This is a genomic window from Caulobacter ginsengisoli, from assembly GCF_030814835.1.
GTDB classification, from domain to species: domain Bacteria; phylum Pseudomonadota; class Alphaproteobacteria; order Caulobacterales; family Caulobacteraceae; genus Caulobacter; species Caulobacter ginsengisoli.
Genome location: NZ_JAUSVS010000001.1, coordinates 234,001 through 255,368 on the forward strand (window position 1 = coordinate 234,001; position 21,368 = coordinate 255,368).

General features: G+C 64.3%; 9 protein-coding genes, 1 tRNA gene and 1 pseudogene. 10 read left to right on the top strand and 1 reads right to left on the bottom strand.

The features are described 5' to 3' along the window. Positions 1-161: 161 nt before the first annotated feature. From QO010_RS01100 to QO010_RS01130, 7 genes are all read left to right on the top strand, one after another. Complete coding sequence (locus QO010_RS01100) at positions 162-926, top strand: competence/damage-inducible protein A (RefSeq protein ID WP_307344811.1); 765 nt, start codon at positions 162-164, stop codon at positions 924-926. A gap of 130 nt (positions 927-1,056) precedes the next feature. Further along, on the top strand, positions 1,057-1,377 hold the full coding sequence (locus QO010_RS01105; RefSeq protein WP_307344813.1) for a hypothetical protein: 321 nt from the start codon (positions 1,057-1,059) through the stop codon (positions 1,375-1,377). A gap of 68 nt (positions 1,378-1,445) precedes the next feature. Beyond that, a complete protein-coding gene (locus QO010_RS01110; RefSeq protein ID WP_307344815.1) occupies positions 1,446-1,742 on the top strand; it encodes a hypothetical protein in 297 nt (98 codons plus the stop codon). 53 nt (positions 1,743-1,795) lie between these two features. After that, positions 1,796-1,879 (top strand) — tRNA-Leu (locus tag QO010_RS01115). Positions 1,880-2,113: 234 nt separating this feature from the next. Continuing rightward, entirely contained in the window at positions 2,114-4,300 is a 2,187-nt protein-coding gene (locus QO010_RS01120) for a type I secretion system permease/ATPase (protein ID WP_307344817.1), read from the top strand. A gap of 4 nt (positions 4,301-4,304) precedes the next feature. Beyond that, positions 4,305-5,702, top strand: a complete 1,398-nt coding sequence (locus QO010_RS01125) for an HlyD family type I secretion periplasmic adaptor subunit (protein WP_307344819.1) — start codon at positions 4,305-4,307, stop codon at positions 5,700-5,702. After that, complete coding sequence (locus QO010_RS01130; protein ID WP_307344821.1) at positions 5,702-6,376, top strand: hypothetical protein; 675 nt, start codon at positions 5,702-5,704, stop codon at positions 6,374-6,376. The genes QO010_RS01125 and QO010_RS01130 overlap by 1 nt, the downstream gene beginning before the upstream one ends. A gap of 1,791 nt (positions 6,377-8,167) precedes the next feature. On the opposite strand, the gene QO010_RS01135 is transcribed toward QO010_RS01130, so the two are convergent. Next, the gene (locus tag QO010_RS01135; protein WP_307344823.1) at positions 8,168-8,785 is read right to left on the bottom strand and encodes a hypothetical protein; all 618 of its coding nucleotides are present in this window, start codon (positions 8,783-8,785) and stop codon (positions 8,168-8,170) included. Between QO010_RS01135 and QO010_RS23955 the strand changes: the two are divergent. The 3 genes and pseudogenes from QO010_RS23955 to QO010_RS01150 form a co-directional block, all read left to right on the top strand. Then, positions 8,786-9,340 (top strand): annotated as a pseudogene (locus QO010_RS23955) (calcium-binding protein); the annotation flags it as partial. 321 nt (positions 9,341-9,661) lie between these two features. After that, a complete protein-coding gene (locus tag QO010_RS01145) occupies positions 9,662-20,668 on the top strand; it encodes a cadherin domain-containing protein (RefSeq protein WP_307344827.1) in 11,007 nt (3,668 codons plus the stop codon). After that, on the top strand, positions 20,665-21,231 hold the full coding sequence (locus QO010_RS01150) for a toxin-activating lysine-acyltransferase (RefSeq protein WP_307344829.1): 567 nt from the start codon (positions 20,665-20,667) through the stop codon (positions 21,229-21,231). Before QO010_RS01145 ends, QO010_RS01150 begins: the two co-directional genes overlap by 4 nt. Positions 21,232-21,368: the final 137 nt, after the last annotated feature.

A 21,368-nucleotide genomic window follows, 5' to 3' on the forward strand; every position in this document is an offset into this window, starting at 1 on the left:
TTGGCGCCGGGCCTTTGCGTAATCTGAAAAGGGGTCGGTGGGCGATACCCACCTGAAAGCCCTTATGCCAGCTGACCAGGACGCCGTGGCTGAGCGGTTGCGGGAATTCCATGGGGCCTCTATCGGATCAGGGGCGCAGATGTACAGAAGCGGAGGTCGCCATGGCGAGCCAGAAACGTGTGACCGCCGCGGTGATGATCATCGGCGACGAGATTCTGTCGGGCCGCACCCAAGACACCAACCTCAACCACATCGCCCGCTATCTGGGCACGCTCGGCGTCGACCTGGCCGAGGCCCGCGTGGTGCCCGACGACGAGGACGAGATCGTCGAGGCGCTGAACCATCTGCGCGGCAAATACAGCTATGTCATCACTACCGGCGGCATCGGCCCCACCCATGACGACATCACCGCCGACTGCGTGGCCAAGGCGTTCGGGGTCGAACTCTACGAACACCCCGAGATCATCGCCATGATGACCGCCCGCTGGGCCGGCGAGCTGAACGCCGCCCGCCGGCGGATGGCGCGGGTGCCGGTCGGCGGCAGCCTGGTCAAGAACCCGGTCCAGGGCCCGCCGGGCTTCCAGATCGGCAACGTCTTCGTGCTGGCCGGGGTGCCGGCCATCATGCGCGGCATGCTGGAAGACGTGGGCCCGCGCCTGGAGGGCGGGGCGGTGACCCTCTCGCGCACGCTCAAGGTCGACGGCTCGGGCGAGGGGGTCATCGCCGCCCCGCTGGAGGCGGTGGCCAAGGCCCATCCGGACCTGTCGCTGGGCAGCTATCCGTTCTTTTCGCAGGAAGGCTACGGCTCGCAGCTGGTCATCCGCGGGCGCGATCCGGCCGAGGTCGAGGCGACCCTGGCGGAGCTGGAATCGGCCCTGGCCGCCGTTGGGGTGGCAAAGATGACTCGGCTCGACCCTGCCCCATAGCGGGTGACGTGACACCAAGTTCACTTGACCGTTAACGCCTGGAAATGGGTATTATGCGGGAATGGGGATGAGCGGCGGTGCCTGAAACTCAGCCGAGTCGTAGTCCAGTTGCATTTGTGGAGATCGTCCGATGCGCCGCGTCGTTCTTATGGCCGTTGCCGCCAGCCTGCTTACCGTTTCGGCCGCCTTGGCCGATCAGCCCGCGTCCAGCCCGACCGCACCCTCGGCCCCGGCGGCCCCCGCTACCCCTGGGGCCAAGCCCAAGGTCGACATGAACGATCCCAACCGGATCGTCTGCACCCGCGAGCACGTGGTCGGCTCCAACCGCCCGCAGAAGATCTGCATGACCGTCGCCGAACGCCAGCGCCTCAAGGATCAGGCCGACCGCGATATGGACATCAGCAAGCACAATATCGACGTCAACCTGAAGGCCACCGGCGGCGACAACTAGGCGCCCGCCGGGCGAGGGCGGCCGCAAGCCGCCCTCGTTAGCCGGCCTCGATCTTTGGAGACCGTACTATGCGTCGTGTCCTCCTTCCGACCCTGATCGCCGCCAGCCTGGCGGTCCTTGGCCTGACCGCCGCCTCGGCGGACCAACCCAGCCCCGGTGCGCCCTCGGCGCCGGCGGTCAAGCCCGACAAGAACGACCCCAACCGGATCGTCTGCACCCGCGAACACGTGGTCGGCTCCAACCGTCCGCGGAAGATCTGCATGACCGTCGCCGAACGCCAGCGCCTCAAGGACCAGGCCGATCGCGACATGGACATCAGCAAGCACAACCTGGACAGCCGCGAGGACCTGAAGAAGGGCTTCTGAACCTTCGCAATCGACGCCGTAACGCCTTTGCGCTAGGCCTGCCTGGCCTGCGCGGGGACGTGGCGGAATGGTAGACGCAGCGGACTTAAAATCCGCAGCCGCAAGGTGTGTGGGTTCGAGTCCCACCGTCCCTACCAGCGCGGCGGAGGGCGATTTGCGGCGGCCGACGGCCCCCGGCGCGCGCTTCGGAAGATCGGGTCGCCTCGAGCAATTCTTGGTTGCGTCGTGGGTAAACTCCCCGCAAAAGATATCCACAGGTTTCTATCGGGGCTAGCATTTTGTCGCGTGGACTATCTCCAAATCGGGACTAGCGTCTCGCCTGTGATCACGCGCAAGCCGTGTAGGAGCGTGATCTCGGGGGGATTTCCAAAGTGGCGCCGGCTCCAGGTGAGAGCGCGAACGACCCAGCGCCGGACAGCGGCCTGCTGTGCCTGACGGCCCTGCTGGGCTTTCTGGGCCGGCCCGCCGAGCCCGACCAGCTTCGCCACCAGCTTGGGGCCGGCGTCGGTCCCACCAAGGCCGCCGACCTGCTGCGCCTGGCCAAGTGGCTGGACGTCAAGGCCCGCACCATCCAAGCCAAGCCCGAGAAGCTGTCGCGCCACCCGCTGCCGGCCATCGCCCGGCTGAACGACGGCAGCTTCGTGCTGCTGCTGCAGGCGGCCGGCGATCGGGTGCTGCTGTTCCGCCCCGACGAGGACGCGCCCCGGGCCGAGAGCCTGGCCGACTTCGGGCAGGTCTTCTCCGGCGAACTGCTGCTGATGACCACCCGCGAGCGCGTCGCCGGCGCCACACGGGCCTTCGACGTCACCTGGTTCATCCCGGCCCTGGTCAAATACCGCCACCTGCTGCGCGACGTGCTGCTGGCCAGCTTCTTCCTGCAGCTGCTGGGCCTGATCACCCCGCTGTTCTTCCAGATCGTCGTCGACAAGGTGCTGGTCCATAAGGGCATCACCACCCTGGAGGTGCTGGCCGTCGGTCTGCTGGCCGTATCGCTGTTCGACGTGGTGATGGGCGGCCTGCGCAGCTATCTCTTCGCCCATACCACCAGCCGGGTCGACGCCGAGCTGGGCAGCAAGCTGTTCAGCCACCTGACCCACCTGCCGCTGGCCTATTTCCAGGCCCGGCGGGTCGGCGACTCGGTCGCCCGGGTGCGCGAGCTGGAGAATATCCGCGAGTTCCTCACCTCCTCGGCCCTGACCGCGGTCCTCGACCTGCTGTTCGCCGTCGTCTTCCTGGTGGTGATGTACATGTATTCGCCCCAGCTGCTGCTGATCGTGCTGGTCACCCTGCCGCTCTATGCGCTGGTGGTCATGCTGGTCGGGCCGATCCTGCGCGCCAGGCTGGACGAGAAGTTCGCCAGAGGGGCCGAGAACCAGTCCTTCCTGGTCGAGGCGGTGACCGGCATCGAGACGCTGAAATCCCTGGCGGTCGAACCGCAGATGCAGACCCGCTGGGAAGGCCAGCTGGCCGGCTATATCAAGTCCAGCTTCAACGCGAGAATGTTGGCAAACTGGGGCTCGCAGGCCATCCAGCTGATCAACAAGCTGGGCACGGTCGGCATCCTGTTCTTCGGGGCCAAGCTGGTCATCGACGGCAAGCTGACCGTCGGCGAGCTGGTGGCCTTCAACATGCTGGCCGGCCAGGTGGCCGGGCCGGTGCTGCGCCTGGCCCAGCTGGCCCAGGACTTCCAGCAGGCCCGCATCTCGGTCGACCGGCTGGGCGACATCCTCAACACCCCCAGCGAACCGGCCTCCTCACCCTCGCGCGCCAGCCTGCCCTCGGTCAGCGGCCATATCATCATCGAGAAGGTCAGCTTCCGCTACCGCCCCGACGGGCCCGAAGTGCTGCGCGATCTCAGCCTGGAGATCGCCCCGGGCGAGGTGATCGGCGTGGTCGGCCCCTCGGGCTCGGGCAAGTCGACCCTGACCAAGCTGGTCCAGCGGCTGTTCACTCCCGAGCGGGGCCGCATCCTGGTCGACGGCGTCGACCTGTCGGTGGTCGACCCGGCCTGGCTGCGCCGCCAGGTGGGCGTGGTGCTGCAGGAGAACATCCTCTTCAACCGCTCGGTGCGCGAGAACATCGCCCTGGCCGATCCGGCGATGAGCATGGAGACGGTGGTCGAGGCGGCCCGCATGGCCGGCGCCCACGAGTTCATCCTGGAACTGCCCGAAGCCTATGACAGCCGCATCGACGAGCGCGGCGGCAACCTCTCCGGCGGCCAGCGTCAGCGGCTGGCCATCGCCCGGGCCCTGGCCACCGATCCGCGCATCCTGATCCTCGATGAGGCCACCTCCGCCCTCGACGCCGAGAGCGAGGAGATCATCCAGGCCAACCTTCGAACCATCTCGGCCGGGCGGACGGTGATCATCATCGCGCACCGGCTGTCGGCCGTGCGCCAGGCCAACCGCATCATCACCGTCGAGCGCGGCCAGCTGACCGAAATGGGCACCCACGAGGAACTGCTGCGCCAGAACGGCCGCTACGCCCAGCTCTACAACAAGCAGATGGGCCTGGGCGCCGGCGAGCCCTCCGAAGCAACAATGGGGGCGGCGGGGTAGGGCGATGTTCGGGGGGATCAAACGTCATCTGGAGGTGCTGTTCGAGAGCTTCCGCCTCGACCGCGACGCGGCGCGCGAACGCCAGGCCAGCGCCGACCCGGGCTTCCTGCCGGCGGCGCTGGAAATCCTTGAGACCCCGCCAAATCCGTTGGGCCGGGCGATCCTGTGGCTGATGCTGGCCTTCCTGACCCTGGCCACGCTCTGGGCCTTCCTGGGCAGCGTCGACGTGGTGGCCTCGGCCAACGGCAAGGTCAGCCCGCGCGGCCAGGTCAAGCTCATCCAGGCCGCCGACGCCGGCGTGGTCCGCGCCATCCGCGTCACCGAGGGCCAGGAGGTCAAGGCCGGCCAGGCGCTGATGGACCTGGATCCCACCGTCACCGCCGCCGATGTCGAACAGGCCCGCCAGGCCCTGCTGTCGGCCCAGATCGACGTGGCCCGCTCCACCGCCCTGGTCGACTACGCCCAGGGCCGCACGCCGCGCTTCATCGCGCCCCAGGGCGCCGATCCGGCCAGCGTGCGCACCCAGCAGGCCTTCGTCACCGCCAAGATCGCCGAGAACTCCACCGCCCTGGCCGGTCTGCGCCAGGAACAGGCCCAGCGCCGCGGCGACCTGGTCATGGTCGACAGCGAGGCCGAGAAGCTCAGCCAGCAGCTGCCCCTGGCCGAGGACCAGCTCAAGGGCCTCGAAAAGCTGCAGGGCCAGGGCTACGCCCCGACCATGCGGGTCTCGGAGGTGCGCCAGCGGGTGATCGGCATCCGCCAGGACCTGGCCATCCGCCGGGCCGAGCGCGACAAATCCATCGCCGCCATCGCCTCGGTCGACGCCCAGATCGGCAAGCTGAAGAGCGAGTTCTTCCGCGAGGCCCTGGACGCCCTGACCGAGGCCCAGGCCAACGAGCGCCTGCGCAGCGAGGAACTGAAGAAGGCCAGCGACAAAGCGGCCCTGACCATCCTCTACGCCCCGGTCGACGGCGTCATCGAACAGATCCAGGTCCACACCATCGGCGGCGTGGTCAAGCCGGCCGACCCCCTGATGGTCCTGGTCCCCAAGGGCGCCGAACTGATCGTCGACGCCCAGGTCCTGAACCGGGACGCGGGGTTCGTGCGGACGGGGCAGTTGGTGGAGGTGAAGCTCGAGGCCTATCCGTTCACCAAATACGGCGTGGTGCCCGGGCGGGTGGAGGCGATCAGCCGCGACGCGGTGCCCGACAAGGAACTGGGCCTGGTCTATGCGGCGCGGGTGAAGCTGCTGCGGCCGTGGATCAAGGTCGACGGGCGGATGATGCTGCTGGAACCGGGCCTGTCGGCGACGGCGGAGATCAGGACCGGGCAGCGACGGATTATCGAGTACCTGCTGAGCCCGTTGGCGAAGCGGGTGCGTGAGGCGGGGAGGGAGCGGTGATGGAAAGCGGCTTCTCAATTCGGGTCGCCTCATCCTGCGCGATCATCGCGTTTCTGGGCGCGGCATTCACGGCTCTTCCTGCTTCGACCCATATGAGGCAACAGTATGCAGAGCTGGATCCGTTAATAGACAGCTTAAATAGCTTGGACGCCGAAGGACGTGTTTGCATTGCCAAGCGACCAACCTACTACACACCTCCAACCGCAGTTGCGGAGATAGACGAGTTTCAAAACTGTATTGAATCTCTTGAGGATGCGCGGCAGGCGGAGGCGACGAAAAAGACATTAGATAACGCGGGTGGGCGGTCAATCGCGGCGGAGTACCTACGAACTTTCTCCACCGGTGATCTGAATAAGGCAGTTGTCGCGAAATACGGCGCCGCGCACCTTCCCGACCTCGAAATCGCAGATGAATGTAGAAGATACAGCGTGTTGGCGCACCAGATTATTGTGCAGAGATCCAGGGCATTTAGGGAAAACAAAAAAGCTGAACTCGGTGCTCTTTTCTATCAATCGGCTATGTATACCTGTAGCTCTACAGTTTTTGAAGAATTTTACAGGCAGAGAATATGTCGTAAACGCGCCGAGTACCTGAGTGACCCGGCAATTTACGGAGCCAAAGCTCCGTTCGGATTCGCGCACGCGGACGGCTTTGTCTGCGAGAATATGCTCTAATTCTTGGGGGAACCTATGACCACGACTTTCACAATCTTGAGAAAGAGCGCCGATAATAAGTATTGGGAAGTCCGGCCTGGGCAACCTCCGAACGGCTATACTGGAAGGCTTCCATACATCCGTTTGTACGGGGCAAGCGACGCTTCGGCGGCTACCTGGGAGAGGTTGCTCGCGCATGCGCTCGATCCGGCAAACAACACGCAATTTGACAAATACATTAGAGAGCAAGCGATAATACAAACTAGAGATGCGCCGACAGGAACAGATTGGGAGCCCGATAGGATGGGCGCCTACATGCGAGTAAATTACCAAGATATCTTGGACGCTGTTGGCGGAAGATTCGTTGACCACGGCGATCCATTAATTCCGGGTCCAAATAATCCGTCTATTCTTGTAGTGCAAGATAGAAATTTTGGAACAGCTGACGGTGCCGAAGATATTACTATAAATATCAGCAATTTTCTTCCGCCATTGCTTTTGCCAACAGATGGATCAGCGAGAAGGGATCCTCGTTATAGTGAAATGATTTCAAGAAGCGGTAGTCGAGTTTTGTACTACGTGCAAGGAAAGTACTATGATCCATATGACTATTTTATTGGTCAAACGTCCGCACCAGACGGAGTAGGGCAATTTGTCATCCTTATTCCGCTCGACTCCGCCACTGACGCGGACTTCCAAAGATCGGGCATCAGAAATCGAGATGCCTACGATGCCATTATTGACATCCACGAGACACTACATGGCGATTTTAATTCGGGGCATACACCTGGGGGGGGTAATTTCGGGGGGCATGCTGGCGTGCTTAGCAGATTCTTTGACCCCGCGCAGTCTAGCAATAGTACAAGAGTAGAAATAAAGCCGTCAGATATACTAAATGATCCACAAGAAAAAGCCATATATGAGACGGCGAAGTCTATGGGTTATTTGACGGGAGATGGCACTGATTACTTAAAAACGAGAGCCCGAGCTTACCAGGCAATGCTCCCGCCGGGCACTATTCATGTTTCAGACCTAAAAGTGGCCGATGGGCAAGGTCTGTTGGAGGGAACCGCATCCACTCCTCAGTCTATTATAGTTATCAAACCGCATTTCGAGATTGAAGGGACCCTCATCAACGCCGTCGGAGGTGCTTTTCGCTTTGATGCGTCGGATTTGCTCGGTGTGCTTGGCTCGACTTTGGGGAAACAGCTCGCGGGAGACAATCCCGTCGCTCAGGTTGTCGCATCGGCTGCGTTTCAGACCATCCTGACAGCTTTCGGCGATTGGATCGAAAAGAAGGTCCCGGCTTTGGGGGCTACTGCTGTCCAACGGGGAAGTTTCGGCGTCGAATTCCTTCACAATCTGGAAAGCGCAGGGATTGGAGCCGTATCGTCGTATCTTGTCGCCGAACTGGTGGAATCATTGGGTTTGGAGGGTGACTTAGCGTCATTTACTCAAACTGTAGCAACAGCCACGATTTCAAAGATTATTTCCAATATTATCGATCCAGATTTGGATTGGAACGACGGAATTACCGAGGGTAGTTATGGGACTTTCTTTATAAATGTTATCGGGTCCTGGATCGGATCTCGTTTGGCCGAGGAGGTCGGCAGCTTTGATACCATCGGAGGGCAGATCGGCTCTTCCTTGGGAAGCGCCTACGGTTCGATAAACGCGGCGGCCTTTCTGGCCTCCAACCCAGGACTGGTGGCGGCAAACCCCGTGCTCGCCCTGGTGGCGGTGGTGGTCATAGTATTTATCGACACCTTGCTGGGCGGTTGGTTGGGGTCACTGTTCAGCGGACCTCCCAAGTCATGGGCGACTGTTCGGTGGGACGAGGCGAAGGGGGAGTTCGACGTCGTCAAAGTCATTACAAAGAATGGAGCGGATGGGGCCGTCGCTCGCGGAATCGGCGAGGCCATCTCTCAGGGCCTGAACGGATTGCTGTCTCGCGCTGGTTCGACTCTTCTGGATCCGGCCGCTGTTCCGGTCGGCGAGTTTGGGCAAAAGAACGAACGCTTTACCTACTGGGACCTGACGCCCGATCCTCTGTTCAAATCGCCTGAGGAACTTGTCGATTTTGCCGTGCTCAATGCGGCATCGACCATGGTTCTGCGCATGGCGGGTGGGGACATCTACGTCAAGCGGGCGATCTTGAACAGTCTGACCAACGGGGGTGTGCTGGGCGGTGGGGTCGTAGAGCGGGCGGACAACTACGGCATCAATGAACTGATGGGCGATATCACCGCCGCTCAGGACTATTCGAAATATATAAGTCAACGCGAATTGATCGACGAACTGGTGCTTTCTGATCCGTTGTCTGAATTCGCGGCTGGTTGGTTGATAACTCTGGTTCGAGCTTCTGAATTGGGATTGGACAAGAGAGCCGCTTCCGATTGGGTGGGCGGTTTTGGCGTGTTCCTCGACCAAGTGAACGGGTACATTGACGGCGATGCCTTATCACCTGCGCTTTTAACCTTCTCATTGGACTCAGCGACTGGAGAGAGACTTTACGATTTCCATGATGCTGCCGGTGATCGCATAGGAATTCTCGGAGATACCATTGACACAGCCTCGAAGAATTCAATTTCGGTCGGAAGTACAGATGGAAATGACAGCATCATCATAATAGGTGATGTCCTTCAAGGAAATAATCTACTCAGCATAGACGGTGAAAACGCTACCGGGGATAATTTCACTATAAGTATAGCGGCAAAAATTTCGGCCGGTAATGGTAATGATCTAGTCCGAGCCGGAGATTTGGGAAACGATGTTCTGGGCGGGGACGGAAATGATACGCTGGTCGGAGGTCGTCTGGATGATTGGCTTTTCGGCGGTAGCGGCGATGACGCCATCTTCGCCGGCAGTGTCTCCAACGTCGGGTTCTCCAGCAGTGACGCAGCAAGTACGGTCGTCGCCCTCAGCGCCATTGGAGGCAGCGGCAACTACCTGAGCGGTGACGAGGGCAATGACCGTCTCTACGGTGGGACCGGCTCGGATTGGCTGAATGGCGGTGCGGGTGTTGACCTCCTCCAAGGCGGCGCCGGGGGAGATGTCCTGGAGGCGGGGGCGGGCGACGATCAAGGCGCCGGCGGCGCCGCCGCGATTCTTGGCGGAGCCGGCTCGGACCAGTACATTTTCCGCTACGGCGATGGCCATGACGTCATCCTGGACGAGGATGGAAGCGTCGCGGCCTCCGTTGCCGATATCACCGGACGCATCGCTACCATAAGCGCCCAGACGTCCACCGATACCGATCATCGCGGCTGGGCCGGCGACGGCGACTACCTGGTGGATGGTTCGGTCGTGGGTGGTGAAGACGCCATCGCCTTCGGCATCGGCATCACCATGGCCGACATCATCCTGCGGCGCTCTGGAACGAGCGGCACTCCCGGCAACGACCTGATCATTCAGCTCACCGCCAAGAACACCGCTGGTCTCGACATCCCCACTGGCGATGAACTGACCATCAAGAACTGGTTCGTGACCGCCAACCGCGTGGAATGGCTGCGCTTCGCCGATGGTGATGAATTCCGGATCGGCGATATCGTCACCTTCATCGTCGGCACCGGCGCCAGCGACGTCATCCTGGGGACCAGCGGGGCCGACTTCATCTATGCCGGCGGTGGCAACGACATCGTGCATGCGCTGCAGGATCGGGATTTTGTCGCGGGCGGGACGGGCAACGACTTCGTCACCGGCGATTCCGACGAAGACCTGGTGATCGGCGGCGTCGGCAATGACGACGCGGTCGGCGGCGGCGGCAACGACACCGTCAGCGGCGACGCGGGCGACGACATCGTCTACGGCGGGGCGGGATCGGACATCCTGTCCGGCGGGAAAGGCAACGACACCGTCGTGGGCGGGGCCGGCGACGACATCATCGAGTTCAAGCGCGGCGATGGCCAGGACACGCTGATCGACGAATATGCCGACAACTGGGAACTGGTCTCCACCGAGTCCGGCGGAACGACCACCTTCTCCAACGGCTACAACATCGACGCCGACGGCCACATCACCAAGGGCGGCGTTACCTATTTCGACGGCCAGACCTGGTCGGGGTCCTTCAAGTTCGACGACAGCGATCACAAGACCTACCGCTGGATCGGGCCGGTCAGCGGCGCCACGGCGGTCAATTCCGGAACCGATGTCCTGGAATTCGGCATCGGCATCGACATCCAGGATCTGCAGTTCCGCCAGTCGGGCAACGATCTGCGCATCGCCATCACCGACGAGAACAGCGAGACCGTGTTCGACGCGGCGACCGACGGCCTGACGATCAAGGACTGGTTCGGGACCGCCGGCCACTCCATCGAAACCATGGTGTTCGCCGCCGTCGGCAAGGTCGGCCTGACCAGCACCGCCGCCCCGACCGGCTACAGCACGCTGAAGGGTGGAACCTCGGGGGCCGATACTCTGACCGGTACGGGCTCGGGCGACTGGATCACCGGCAACGAGGGCGACGACGATATCAGCGGCGGCGACGCATTGGACCTGCTGGTCGGCGGGGCCGGTGACGACCACCTCAAGGGGGGCGCCTCGACCGACGTGCTCTATGGCGGGGCCGGCGACGACATTCTCGACGGCGGCCTGGGCGGCATGACCTCACTCGACGCGACAAACCGCCTGTTCGGCGGCGACGGCTTCGACATGGCCTCCTACCAGTCGGAGCCCGAGCACTGGGCAGGTGAAGCCCCCCTTCTGCCCGAAATCACCGGCGTGACGGTGTATCTGGCCGACACCACCCGGGATTCCAGTCTCAGCGGCGACTGGGTGAACAATGTCCGTGGCTGGTCGCTGGACGGCTTCAACAGCATCGAGGGCCTGGAAGGCTCCAACTACAATGACCGCCTCTACGGCAATGCCGCCGACGATGTGTTGCGGGGCATGGCGGGCAACGATGTACTGCAGGGGGGCGCCGGCAACGACGACTACGAATACAATCGCGGAGACGGCGCCGACACCGTCAAGGACGCGGTGCAAAGCATCCAGACCATAAACTACTCCGATGTCGGCGATATCAGTTCCACCACGCCCTACTACTATGTCTGGAACACGATCGGTTTCGTCGAGGCGATCGAGGGGCAGAGATACCGCTACGAACTCAACATCTACGACCGGGCGACGGGCGAACTCGTCTATGCCGGATGGGAGGAGTATAGCACCCAGTACCGCAATATCACGCGGCCGCCGGCTTCCCCCGGTTCGGTCGTCGCCTACCCCCTGGAATCCGGCGGGGGTTGGTCCGGCGCGGCCGACGTGGTCTCCAGCATCGTCGTTGGCCCAGGCGGCGGCCGCCTGTACCCGGGCAGCGCCATAAGGGTCGGCTCGACGACCGGCAATGCCGGCTCGGACACCTTGCGGATGGGGACGGGCATCGGCCTTTCGGACCTGACCTTCACTAAGACGGGCAATGATCTGGTCATCTCGCTGGGCGGCGGCGATTCCGTCACCCTGAAGGATCAGTTCAATACCGATGGCTCCATCAACGCTGACCGAGCAGTGGAGTCTCTGACCCTGGCCGACGGCTTGGTCATGGACCTCACCCACCTGGTGCTGCCTGGCGGAACCGCCGGGACCAGCAACGATCTGGTCCTGGGCGACAGCGGCGGCAACACCCTGCAGGGCGGAGACGGCAACGACACCATCTACGGCGGCGCCGGCGCTGACGAACTGCAAGGCGGCGCCGGGGATGACGTCCTGGAAGGCGGCGCGGGCGGCGACGCCCTCAAAGGCGGCGCCGACCGGGTGTCGGCTGGACTCGATCCAGTAGGTACCGAGCGCTATGGCGACACGATCCGCTATCTGGGCTCGTCCGCGGCGGTCACCATCAACCTGGCGACGGGCTCGGCCACGGGCGGGGACGCCCAGGGCGACACCATCGAGCTGGACGCCAGCAGCGTCAGCACCATTGAAAACGTCATGGGCTCGGACGGTTATGGCGACAGCCTGACCGGCGACAGCCGCCGCAACCGCCTTGCGGGCATGGGCGGAAATGACACGCTGCATGGTGGCGCAGGCGATGACGTGCTGAACGGCGGCGAGGGAGCGGACAGCCTCTACGGCGAAGATGGCGTCGACGGCATCTCTGGCGACGCTGGCAACGACCAGGCCTGGGGCGGCGCGGGCGCCGATCGCATCGATGGCGGCGCGGGGGACGATGTGCTTCGCGGTGAGGACGATGACGACGTCCTGACGGCCGGCGCCGGTACCGATACGCTCTACGGCGGGGCAGGCGTCGATCATCTCTATGGCGGCGATGGGGCCGATGACCTGCATGGCGGCGACGGCAACGACCTCGTCATTGGCGATGCAGGCAACGACACATTGGCGGGCGAGGCGGGCGATGACGACTATGTCTTCGGGGCCAACAACGATGTCGACACGATCGTGGACGCCTCTGGCGTCAACAAGATCGGCATCACAGGAGTCCAGGCGAACCAGATCTGGCTGAGCCAGAGTGGTAACGACTTGAAGATCGGCGTCATCGGCGGCACGACCCGCATCACCGTCACCAACTATTTCACCAGTGGCGGGGCGGCTCATTTCGATCGCATCGAAATTGATGGGAACACCCTGTTCCTGGCTCACGCTACGGATTTGATCCAGGCGATGACGGCGGTTTCAGTGTCTCCGCCGACAGTGATGTCCGAGCAGATGGTCACCACGATCTCGCCATTTTGGCATGCGGGCAGTGATGCAAGGCCTGCGGTAGCGAACCAGTCTGTGAGCACGCAATGGAATAAGACCCTCGCAGGGGCCGTGTTGGCGACCGACGACGATGACAACATCGCCAGCTATGAAAAGGCCACCGAGCCCCAGTCCGGCACCCTGACTCTCGACTCCAGCGGTTCGTGGACCTACACACCGACCGCCTCCGCCGTCGGCAGTGACTACTTCGACATCAAGGTCACTGACGCCAAGGGCCACTGGGTCATTCAGCGGGTCAATGTCAACCTGACCGCCCCCCCCGCCGCCCCCACGTTCAGCCAGTCCGCCACCATCCGCAACGAGAGCGCCTCAACGACCTCGCTGACCACGGTGGCGACCCTGACCAGCAGCCAGACCGGCGGCACGCCGACCTGGACGCTGGACGATCCGTGGAGCTGGTTCTCGGTCTCGGGCAATGTGCTGAGCCTCAAGGCCGGCCTGACCCTGGATTACGAGACCCTCGCGGCGGGCGCGGCCAGTGGCTACTGGACGCTCGAGGACTCGGATTCCGACGGACTGATGGAGGTGGCCTACACCATCCATGTCCACTCCAACCTGTCGGGCGTCAGCTCGGCGGACGCGGCGATCACCTACCGGCTCGAGAACGTCAACGAGACGCCTGGCGTCGCGGCCCAGACCTTCACGGTCAACGAGAACGCCGGGGCCAATGTGGTGGTCGGCACGGTGCTCTCCACCGATCCGGATACCGGCGCCTGGGCCGATCCGCGCTACGCCATCACGGGCGGGGCGGACGCCTCGGCTTTCACCATCAACGCCACGACCGGGGCGCTGACGCTGACCAGCTCGGCCAACTATGAGGCCAAATCCAGCTACAGCCTGACCGTCACCGCCACCGATCACGGCGGCACGGGCCTCTCGGCCAGCAACACGGTGACGGTCAACGTCACCAACGTGAACGAAGCCCCGACCATCGCGCCACAGACCTTCTCGGTCGCCGAGAACGCCGGGGCCAACTACGTGGTCGGCACGGTGGCCTCAAGCGATCTCGATAGCGGGACCTTCGCCAATCCGCGCTATGCCATCACCGGCGGAACGGACGCGTCGGCCTTCACCATCAACGCCACCACCGGCGCCCTGACGCTGATCAGCTCGGCCAACTACGAGTCCAAGTCCAGCTACAGCCTGACCGTCACCGTGCAGGACACCGGCGGGACGGGCCTGACGGCCTACAACACGATCACGGTCAACGTCACCAACGTCAACGAGACCCCATCCATCTCGGCCCAGAGCTTCAATCTGGCTGAAAACGCCGGCGCCAATGCGGTGGTCGGCACGGTGACCTCGAGCGATCTCGACAGCGGGACCTTCGCCAATCCGCGCTATGCCATCACCGGCGGCGCGGACGCGGCGGCCTTCTCGATCAACGCCACGACGGGGGTGCTGACCAAGAACACTTCGGCCGACTACGAGGCCAAGTCCAGCTACAGCCTGACGGTCACCGTCCAGGACACCGGCGGGACGGGCCTGACGGCCAGCAATACGATCACCGTCAACATCACCGACGTTAACGAAACCCCGACCATCTCGCCCCAGACCCTGTCGGTGAACGAGAACACCGCCGCCAGCTATGCGCTGTCGCCGGCCCTCACCTCGTCCGACCCGGACGTGGGGACCTACGCCAACCCCTACTATACGATCAGCGGGACGGACGCGGCGGCCTTCACCATCAACGCCACCACCGGCGTCCTGACCCTGGTCAGCCCCGCCAACTACGAGGCCAAGTCCAGCTACAGCCTGAGCGTCACCGTGCAGGACACCGGCGGTTCGGGCCTCAGCGCCACCGCCGCGGTCACTGTCAACGTCAACGACGTCAACGAGCAGATCACCGTCACCAGCGGCCAGGCCTTCACGGTCGCCGACGCCGCCTCGGTGGGGACCAGTGTCGGCGTGGTGGCCTGGAGCGACCTGGACACCGCCACGGTCAACAAGTCGCCCTACTTCTCGCTGTCAGGGGCCGACTCTTCGGTGTTCAGCATCAACCAGACCACCGGCGAGATCACCGTCGGCGGGACCCTGACGCCGGGCAAGACCAGCTACACCTTCAACGTCACGGCGGTCGACCATTCCGGGACGGGCACGACTTCGACCCAGAGCGTCACCATCAGCCTGACCGACACCAACCATGCGCCGGCGGTTTCGGCCCAGAGCTTCTCGATCAACGAGAACTCGGCGTTGAACAGCTCGGTGGGCACCGTGGCCTGGACCGACAGCGACACCCTCAGCGGCAACCGCGATCCGCGCTTCGCCATCTCGGGGACCGACGCGGCCTCCTTCACCATCGACACGATGACAGGCGAAATCCGCCTGAACACCGCCCTCAACTACGAGACGAAGAGCAGCTACACCTTCACCGTCACGGTCACCGACCGCGCCGGCCTTGGCCTGGCGACCAGCAACACCATGACGGTCAACGTCGGCAATCTGAACGAAACGCCGGTCATCTCGGCCCAGACCTTCTCGATCAACGAGAACGCCGGCGCCAACGCGACGGTCGGCACGGTCTCGGCCAGCGACCCCGACGCCGGCGCCAACGGCACGCTCAGCTATTCGCTGACCGGAACCGACGCGGCGGCCTTCACCATCAACGCCACGACGGGGGCCCTGACCAAGAACACCTCGGCGGACTACGACACCAAGTCCAGCTACAGCTTTAACGTGGTGGCGACGGACAACAGCGGCTCGGGCCTGTCGGCCAGCGCCCCGATCACCGTCAATATCAACGACCTCAACGAGGCTCCGACGGTTGGCGCCCAGAGTCTGTCGGTCAACGAGAACGTCTCGACCGGCACGGCGGTTGGGACGGTGACCGCCAGCGACGCCGACGCCAACAGCGCCAACCGCAACCTGCGCTACGCCCTCTCGGGCACGGGGGCGTCGAACTTCAGCATCGACGCCACGACCGGGGCGATCACCACGGCCGCCGCCCTCAACTACGAGAGCGCCGCCGCCTACAACCTGACCCTGACGGTCACCGACCAGGGCGGTTCGGGCCTGTCCAGCACCGCGGCCCTGACCATCAATATCGGCAACCTGTCGGAAGCCGGCGTCGATAGCGCGCCTTCCGTCAGCCAGACGGACTACACGCGCAACGAGGGTACGGTCTCTACGGCGACGACGATCGCCACCCTGACCTCGACCCAGACCGGAACGGCGACCTATTCGATCTCGTCCGATCCGCTTGGCCTGTTCCAGATCGTGGGCAACGCCCTGAAGCTGAATGCCCAGACGCTGAACTTCGAGACCCTGGCGGCTAATGGGGCGGCGTCCTGGTGGACGCTCGAGGACTCCGACTCCGACGGGAACATGGAGTTCGTCTACACCGTCAAGGTGCGCAGCGCCGTGGGCGGGGTGAACTCCTTCGAGAGCGCCGTTCAGTACCGGGTCGAGGACGTCAACGAGGCGCCCTCCATCCCCAGCCAGAGCTTCACGGTGGCCGAGCATGTGGCGGCGGGCAGTGTCGTCGGGACCATCAACTGGACCGATATCGACACCCAGGCCAACAACCAGAACCCCTATTTCTGGCTCACCGGCACCGATGCGGCCGCCTTCACGGTCAATTCCTCGACCGGGGTGATCAGCATCGTGAACTCGCCCGACTACGCGATCAAGTCGACCTACAGCGTCACCCTGAACCTGAAGGACAGGAACAACACCGGTCTCTCCGCCACCCGGGTCGTCAACATCACCGTCAGCGACGTCAACGAGGCGCCGACCATCGCCGCGGGCCAGGTGTTCAGTGTCGACGAGAACAGCGGCACCGGCGCGACGGTTGGCACGATCGGCTGGAGCGATCCGGACGTCATCACCGCCAACCGCAACCCGCGCTTCTCCATCTCGGGGACCGATGCCTCCAAGTTCCGCATCGGCACGACCACCGGCATCATCACCACCTTCGGCGGCGGCCTCGATTACGAAACCAAGTCCAGCTACACCCTGACCGTCACCATCACCGACAGCGGCGGCGCCGGGCTCAGCTACAGCCAGACCTTCACCATCAACCTCAACGACCTGGCCGACAGCGCCGACAGCGCCCCGACCTACAGCCAGTCGGTGACGATGCAGGGCGAGGGGGCGACCACCTCGACCACCATCGCCACCCTGACGGCCACCCAGACCGGCGGCACGGCGACCTTCGCCGAATATTCCGACCCCCTGGACTGGTTCACGGTGTCGGGCGGCAACCTGGTTCTGCGCTCGGGCCTGACTCTCGACTTCGAGACCCTGGCCGCCAGCACGCCGGCCGCCTACTGGACGCTCTCCGACAGCGACTCCGACGGCCTGATGGAGTTTGCCTATGGCGTGAAGGTCACCAGCACCGTCAACAGCGTCACCTCGCAGCCCTCAAGCTACATCTGGTACCGGATCGAGGACGTCAACGAGGCGCCTGCCGTCTCGCCCCAGACCTTCAGCATCGCCGAGAGCGCCACGACCGGCGCAGTGGTCGGCACGGTGGCCTGGAGCGATCCGGACACCCAGACCAGCACCCGCGACCCGCGCTTCGCCATCTCCGGCACGGACGCGGCGGCCTTCTCGATCAACGCCACCACCGGCCAGATCACCCTGGCCAGCGGCGTCAACTATGAGGCCAAGTCCAGCTACAGCTTCACCGTAACGGTCACCGACCGGGCCGGCGCGGGTATCGCCACCAGCCAGACGATCACCGTCAACCTGACCGACGTCAACGAAGCCCCGACTATCTCGGCCCAGACCTTCTCGGTCGCCGAGAACGCTGGCGCCAACGCGGCGGTCGGGACGGTGGTCTCCAGCGATCCGGACACCGGGACCTTCGCCAACCCCCGTTACTCGCTGAGCGGGACCGACGCGGCGGCCTTCACCATCAACGCCACCACCGGGGCGCTGACGATGAACAGCTCGGCCAACTATGAGGTCAAGTCGAGCTACAGCCTGAACGTCACCGTACAGGACACCGGCGGGACCGGCCTGTCGCAGTCGGCCGCGATCACCGTCAACGTCACCGACGTCAACGAAACCCCGACCACCACGGCCCAGAGTTTCTCGGTCAACGAGAACGTCTCGACGGGAACCGTGGTCGGCACGGTGACCGCCGATGACCTGGACACTGCCAGCGGCAACCGCAACCTGCGCTATGCGCTGTCCGGAACCGGGTCCTCACTGTTCTCGATCAACGCCACCACCGGCCAGATCAACACGGCTGGAGCGCTCGATTATGAGACGACCGCGTCCTACAGCCTGACCCTGACGGTGACCGACCAGGGCGGCTCGGGCCTCTCGACCACGGGCGCCATCACCATCAACATCGGTAACCTCTCGGAGAGCGGCGTCGACAGCGCCCCGACCTTCAGCCAGACGAACTCGATGCGCAACGAAGGCGCCTCGGCCCTGACGACGGTGGGGACCATCACCACCACCCAGACTGGTGGCACGGCGACCTACAGCATCGCCAATGATCCTCTCAGCTACTTCTCGATTTCCGGCAATACGGTCAGTCTCAAGGCCGGGTTGACCCTCGACTTCGAGACGCTCGCGGCCATGGCCGGCAACGGCTACATCACCCTGACCGACGCCGACACCGACGGCATCAAGGAAGCGACCTATACCATCCAGGTGCGCAGCACCGTGGGCGGGGTCGACTCCCAGACCACCGGGGTCCTCTACAGGATCGAGGACGTCAACGAGGCGCCCAGCATTCCGACCCAGACCTTCTATGTCGACGAATACTCGACCTCGGGGACCTCGGTTGGCACGATCAGCGTCACCGATCCGGACAGCCAGTCGTACAACCGCGACTTCCGCTACAGCCTGTCGGGGGCCGACGCCTCGGCATTCCTGATCAACAACACCACCGGGGAGATCACCGTCAACGGCGCCTTGGCCTACGCCACCAAGAGCAGCTACACGGTGACGGTGACGGCCCAGGATAAGGCGGGGACGGGCCTCACCACCTCCAAGTCGATCATCATTCACGTCAATGACGTCAACGAGGCCCCGACCATCACGTCGGGCCAGGTGTTCGCGGTCGATGAGAACTCGGCCACCGGCACGGTGGTCGGATCGTTGGCCTGGAGCGATCCGGACGTGCTCAACGTCAACCGTAACCCGCGTTTCAGCCTCTCCGGGGCGGACGCGGCCAAGTTCCGCATCGGCGCCACCACCGGCATCATCACCACCTTCGGCGGCGGCCTCGATTACGAGACCAAGTCCAGCTACAGCTTCAACGTCACCATCATCGACAGCGGCGGGACGGGGCTCAGCTACACCCAGTCCGTGACCATCAACCTCAACAATCTGTCGGAAGGCGCGCCGCCCATCGTTCTCGACCTGGATGGCGACGGGGTCGAACTTGTCGCCCCCTCGGCCAGCAGCGCCAGGTTCGACCTGGATGGCGATGGCGACGCCGACCGGGCGGGCTGGGTCGGGGCCGATGACGGCTTCCTGGCGCTCGATCGCAATGGCGATGGCCTGATCAGCGGCATCGGCGAGATCAGCTTCGTCTCCGACAAGGCCGGGGCGAACAGCGACCTCGAGGGCCTGGCGGCCTTCGACACCGATGGCGACGGCTGGCTGGATGCGGGCGACGCCGACTATGCCCGTTTCCGGGTCTGGCAGGACGTCAACCAGGACGGGGTCAGCCAGGCCTCCGAGCTGCGCACGCTGGCGCAGGCCGGCATCACGGGCGTCAGCCTGGCGGGCGTGGCCACCGGGGCCGCCGACGCCGGCGGGCGCGACAACGTCATCCAGGCGACCTCGGTCTACCGCCGGGCCGACGGCTCGACGGGCCAGGTCGGCGATGTCCGGCTGGGCTATGACGAGTTGATGCTGACCCAGGTCCTGGCCCAGGATCTCAAAGCGGCGAACGTCGTGGACGCGGCGACGGACCTGGACCACGCGACACGCCGTCCGGGACTGGGCGGTGGCGGCTACTGGGGCGACTGGCAGTCCCTGGCCTCGATCCAGACCGAGGACGCTCTGTCGGCCTCGGTTGCCGATCAGGCGCCGGCGGCCGCGAGTGCGACTCTCAGGATCGATCCCATGATCCAGAAGGCCGCCAGCCCCACCGCCGACGCGCCCGCCGGTGTTTCGCCGGTGGCGCCCAAGGCCGAGGCCGCCGTCGGCGGGGCGGGGCCATTGGCGTCGGCCAGCCTGAATGTCGACACCGGCGACGCCAGTCCCGGGGCCGTCAACCGCACGGCCAAGAACCGCAGCCCGGCGCAGCAGATCCGCGACGCCCTGGCGCCGATCGATCCGGTCGTTCCGGTCAACGGCGGCGACGAGCTCATGCCATCCGGGCGCGGTATGTCCCAAGCAGCCTTCCAGCTTGGCGGTCAGGCCGACTCGGGGGCCCGCCAGGGGCTGGGCTACGCCTCCTGGCAGGGGCCGGTCGGCGCCGACTATGACGGTCTGGTGACCGCCGGCCAGCAGGGTTCGGCCTTGACGGCGGGTATCACCCTGGCCGAAACCAACCGCTTCAAGATGATCCAGGCGATGGCGTCCTTCGCTCCGGCCGCCTCGGCCGAGATGGACGCCAAGGACAGCAAGCTGCATGACCGCAAGGCCATGGAGTTGCTCACCGCCCTGCCGCAACAGAAAGCCTTCGGATGACCGCCACCGCCAAGAAGCCGACAGGGACGACGCATAAGGTGGAACCGCCACCCGGCACGCCCCGCACCGTCGCCGAGGCCATCGGCCAGATTGTCTGGCTGCTGACCCAGTCGCCTCTGCACCGCGAGTTGAAACTGAAGGCCATCGAGACCACCTTCATGCCGGCGGTGGTGAAGGAGCAGTTCCGTATCTTCCGCTTCGGCCCGCTGCCCGGCCTGGAAAACGCCGATCCCGCCTCGTTCGGGGCGATCGGGATGAGCAAGGAAGGGCTGGAGCAGTTGCCCCTGGGCGTCGCCATCTGGGCCAACCTGTCGGAAGCGGCGGAGGCCAAGGTGGAGAGCGGCGAGCCCCTGGCCATGGACGACTGGAACTCCGGCGACCGGACCTGGCTGCTGGAGATGATCTCGCCGTTCGCCAATGAGCAGAACAAGCTCTCGCACGCGATGCTGCTGGACCTGATGCAGGGGCCGTTCAAGGCCAAGGCCTTCTTCCTGCACCGCACCGATCCCAAGACCGGTCAGCGCGAGAAGATCCGCGTCGATCAGCACCTGCAGGCCGGCTAGCCGACGAAAACGGAGCCGCCGCGGCTGTCCGCGGCGGCTCTCGGCTTTCGGGCGCGCGTATTCCGCCCAAGCCCTGGTCAGGCTTCAACACTCGCGCGAATCTCCATTGCCTTGTGACCGAGCGTTCTCCACTATCC

Coding starts and splice junctions, on each gene's coding strand:
- QO010_RS01100 (WP_307344811.1), top strand. CDS start 162: ATGGCGAGCCAGAAACGTGTGACCGCCGCGGTGATGATCATCGGCGAC.
- QO010_RS01125 (WP_307344819.1), top strand. CDS start 4,305: ATGTTCGGGGGGATCAAACGTCATCTGGAGGTGCTGTTCGAGAGCTTC.
- QO010_RS01110 (WP_307344815.1), top strand. CDS start 1,446: ATGCGTCGTGTCCTCCTTCCGACCCTGATCGCCGCCAGCCTGGCGGTC.
- QO010_RS01130 (WP_307344821.1), top strand. CDS start 5,702: ATGGAAAGCGGCTTCTCAATTCGGGTCGCCTCATCCTGCGCGATCATC.
- QO010_RS01105 (WP_307344813.1), top strand. CDS start 1,057: ATGCGCCGCGTCGTTCTTATGGCCGTTGCCGCCAGCCTGCTTACCGTT.
- QO010_RS01150 (WP_307344829.1), top strand. CDS start 20,665: ATGACCGCCACCGCCAAGAAGCCGACAGGGACGACGCATAAGGTGGAA.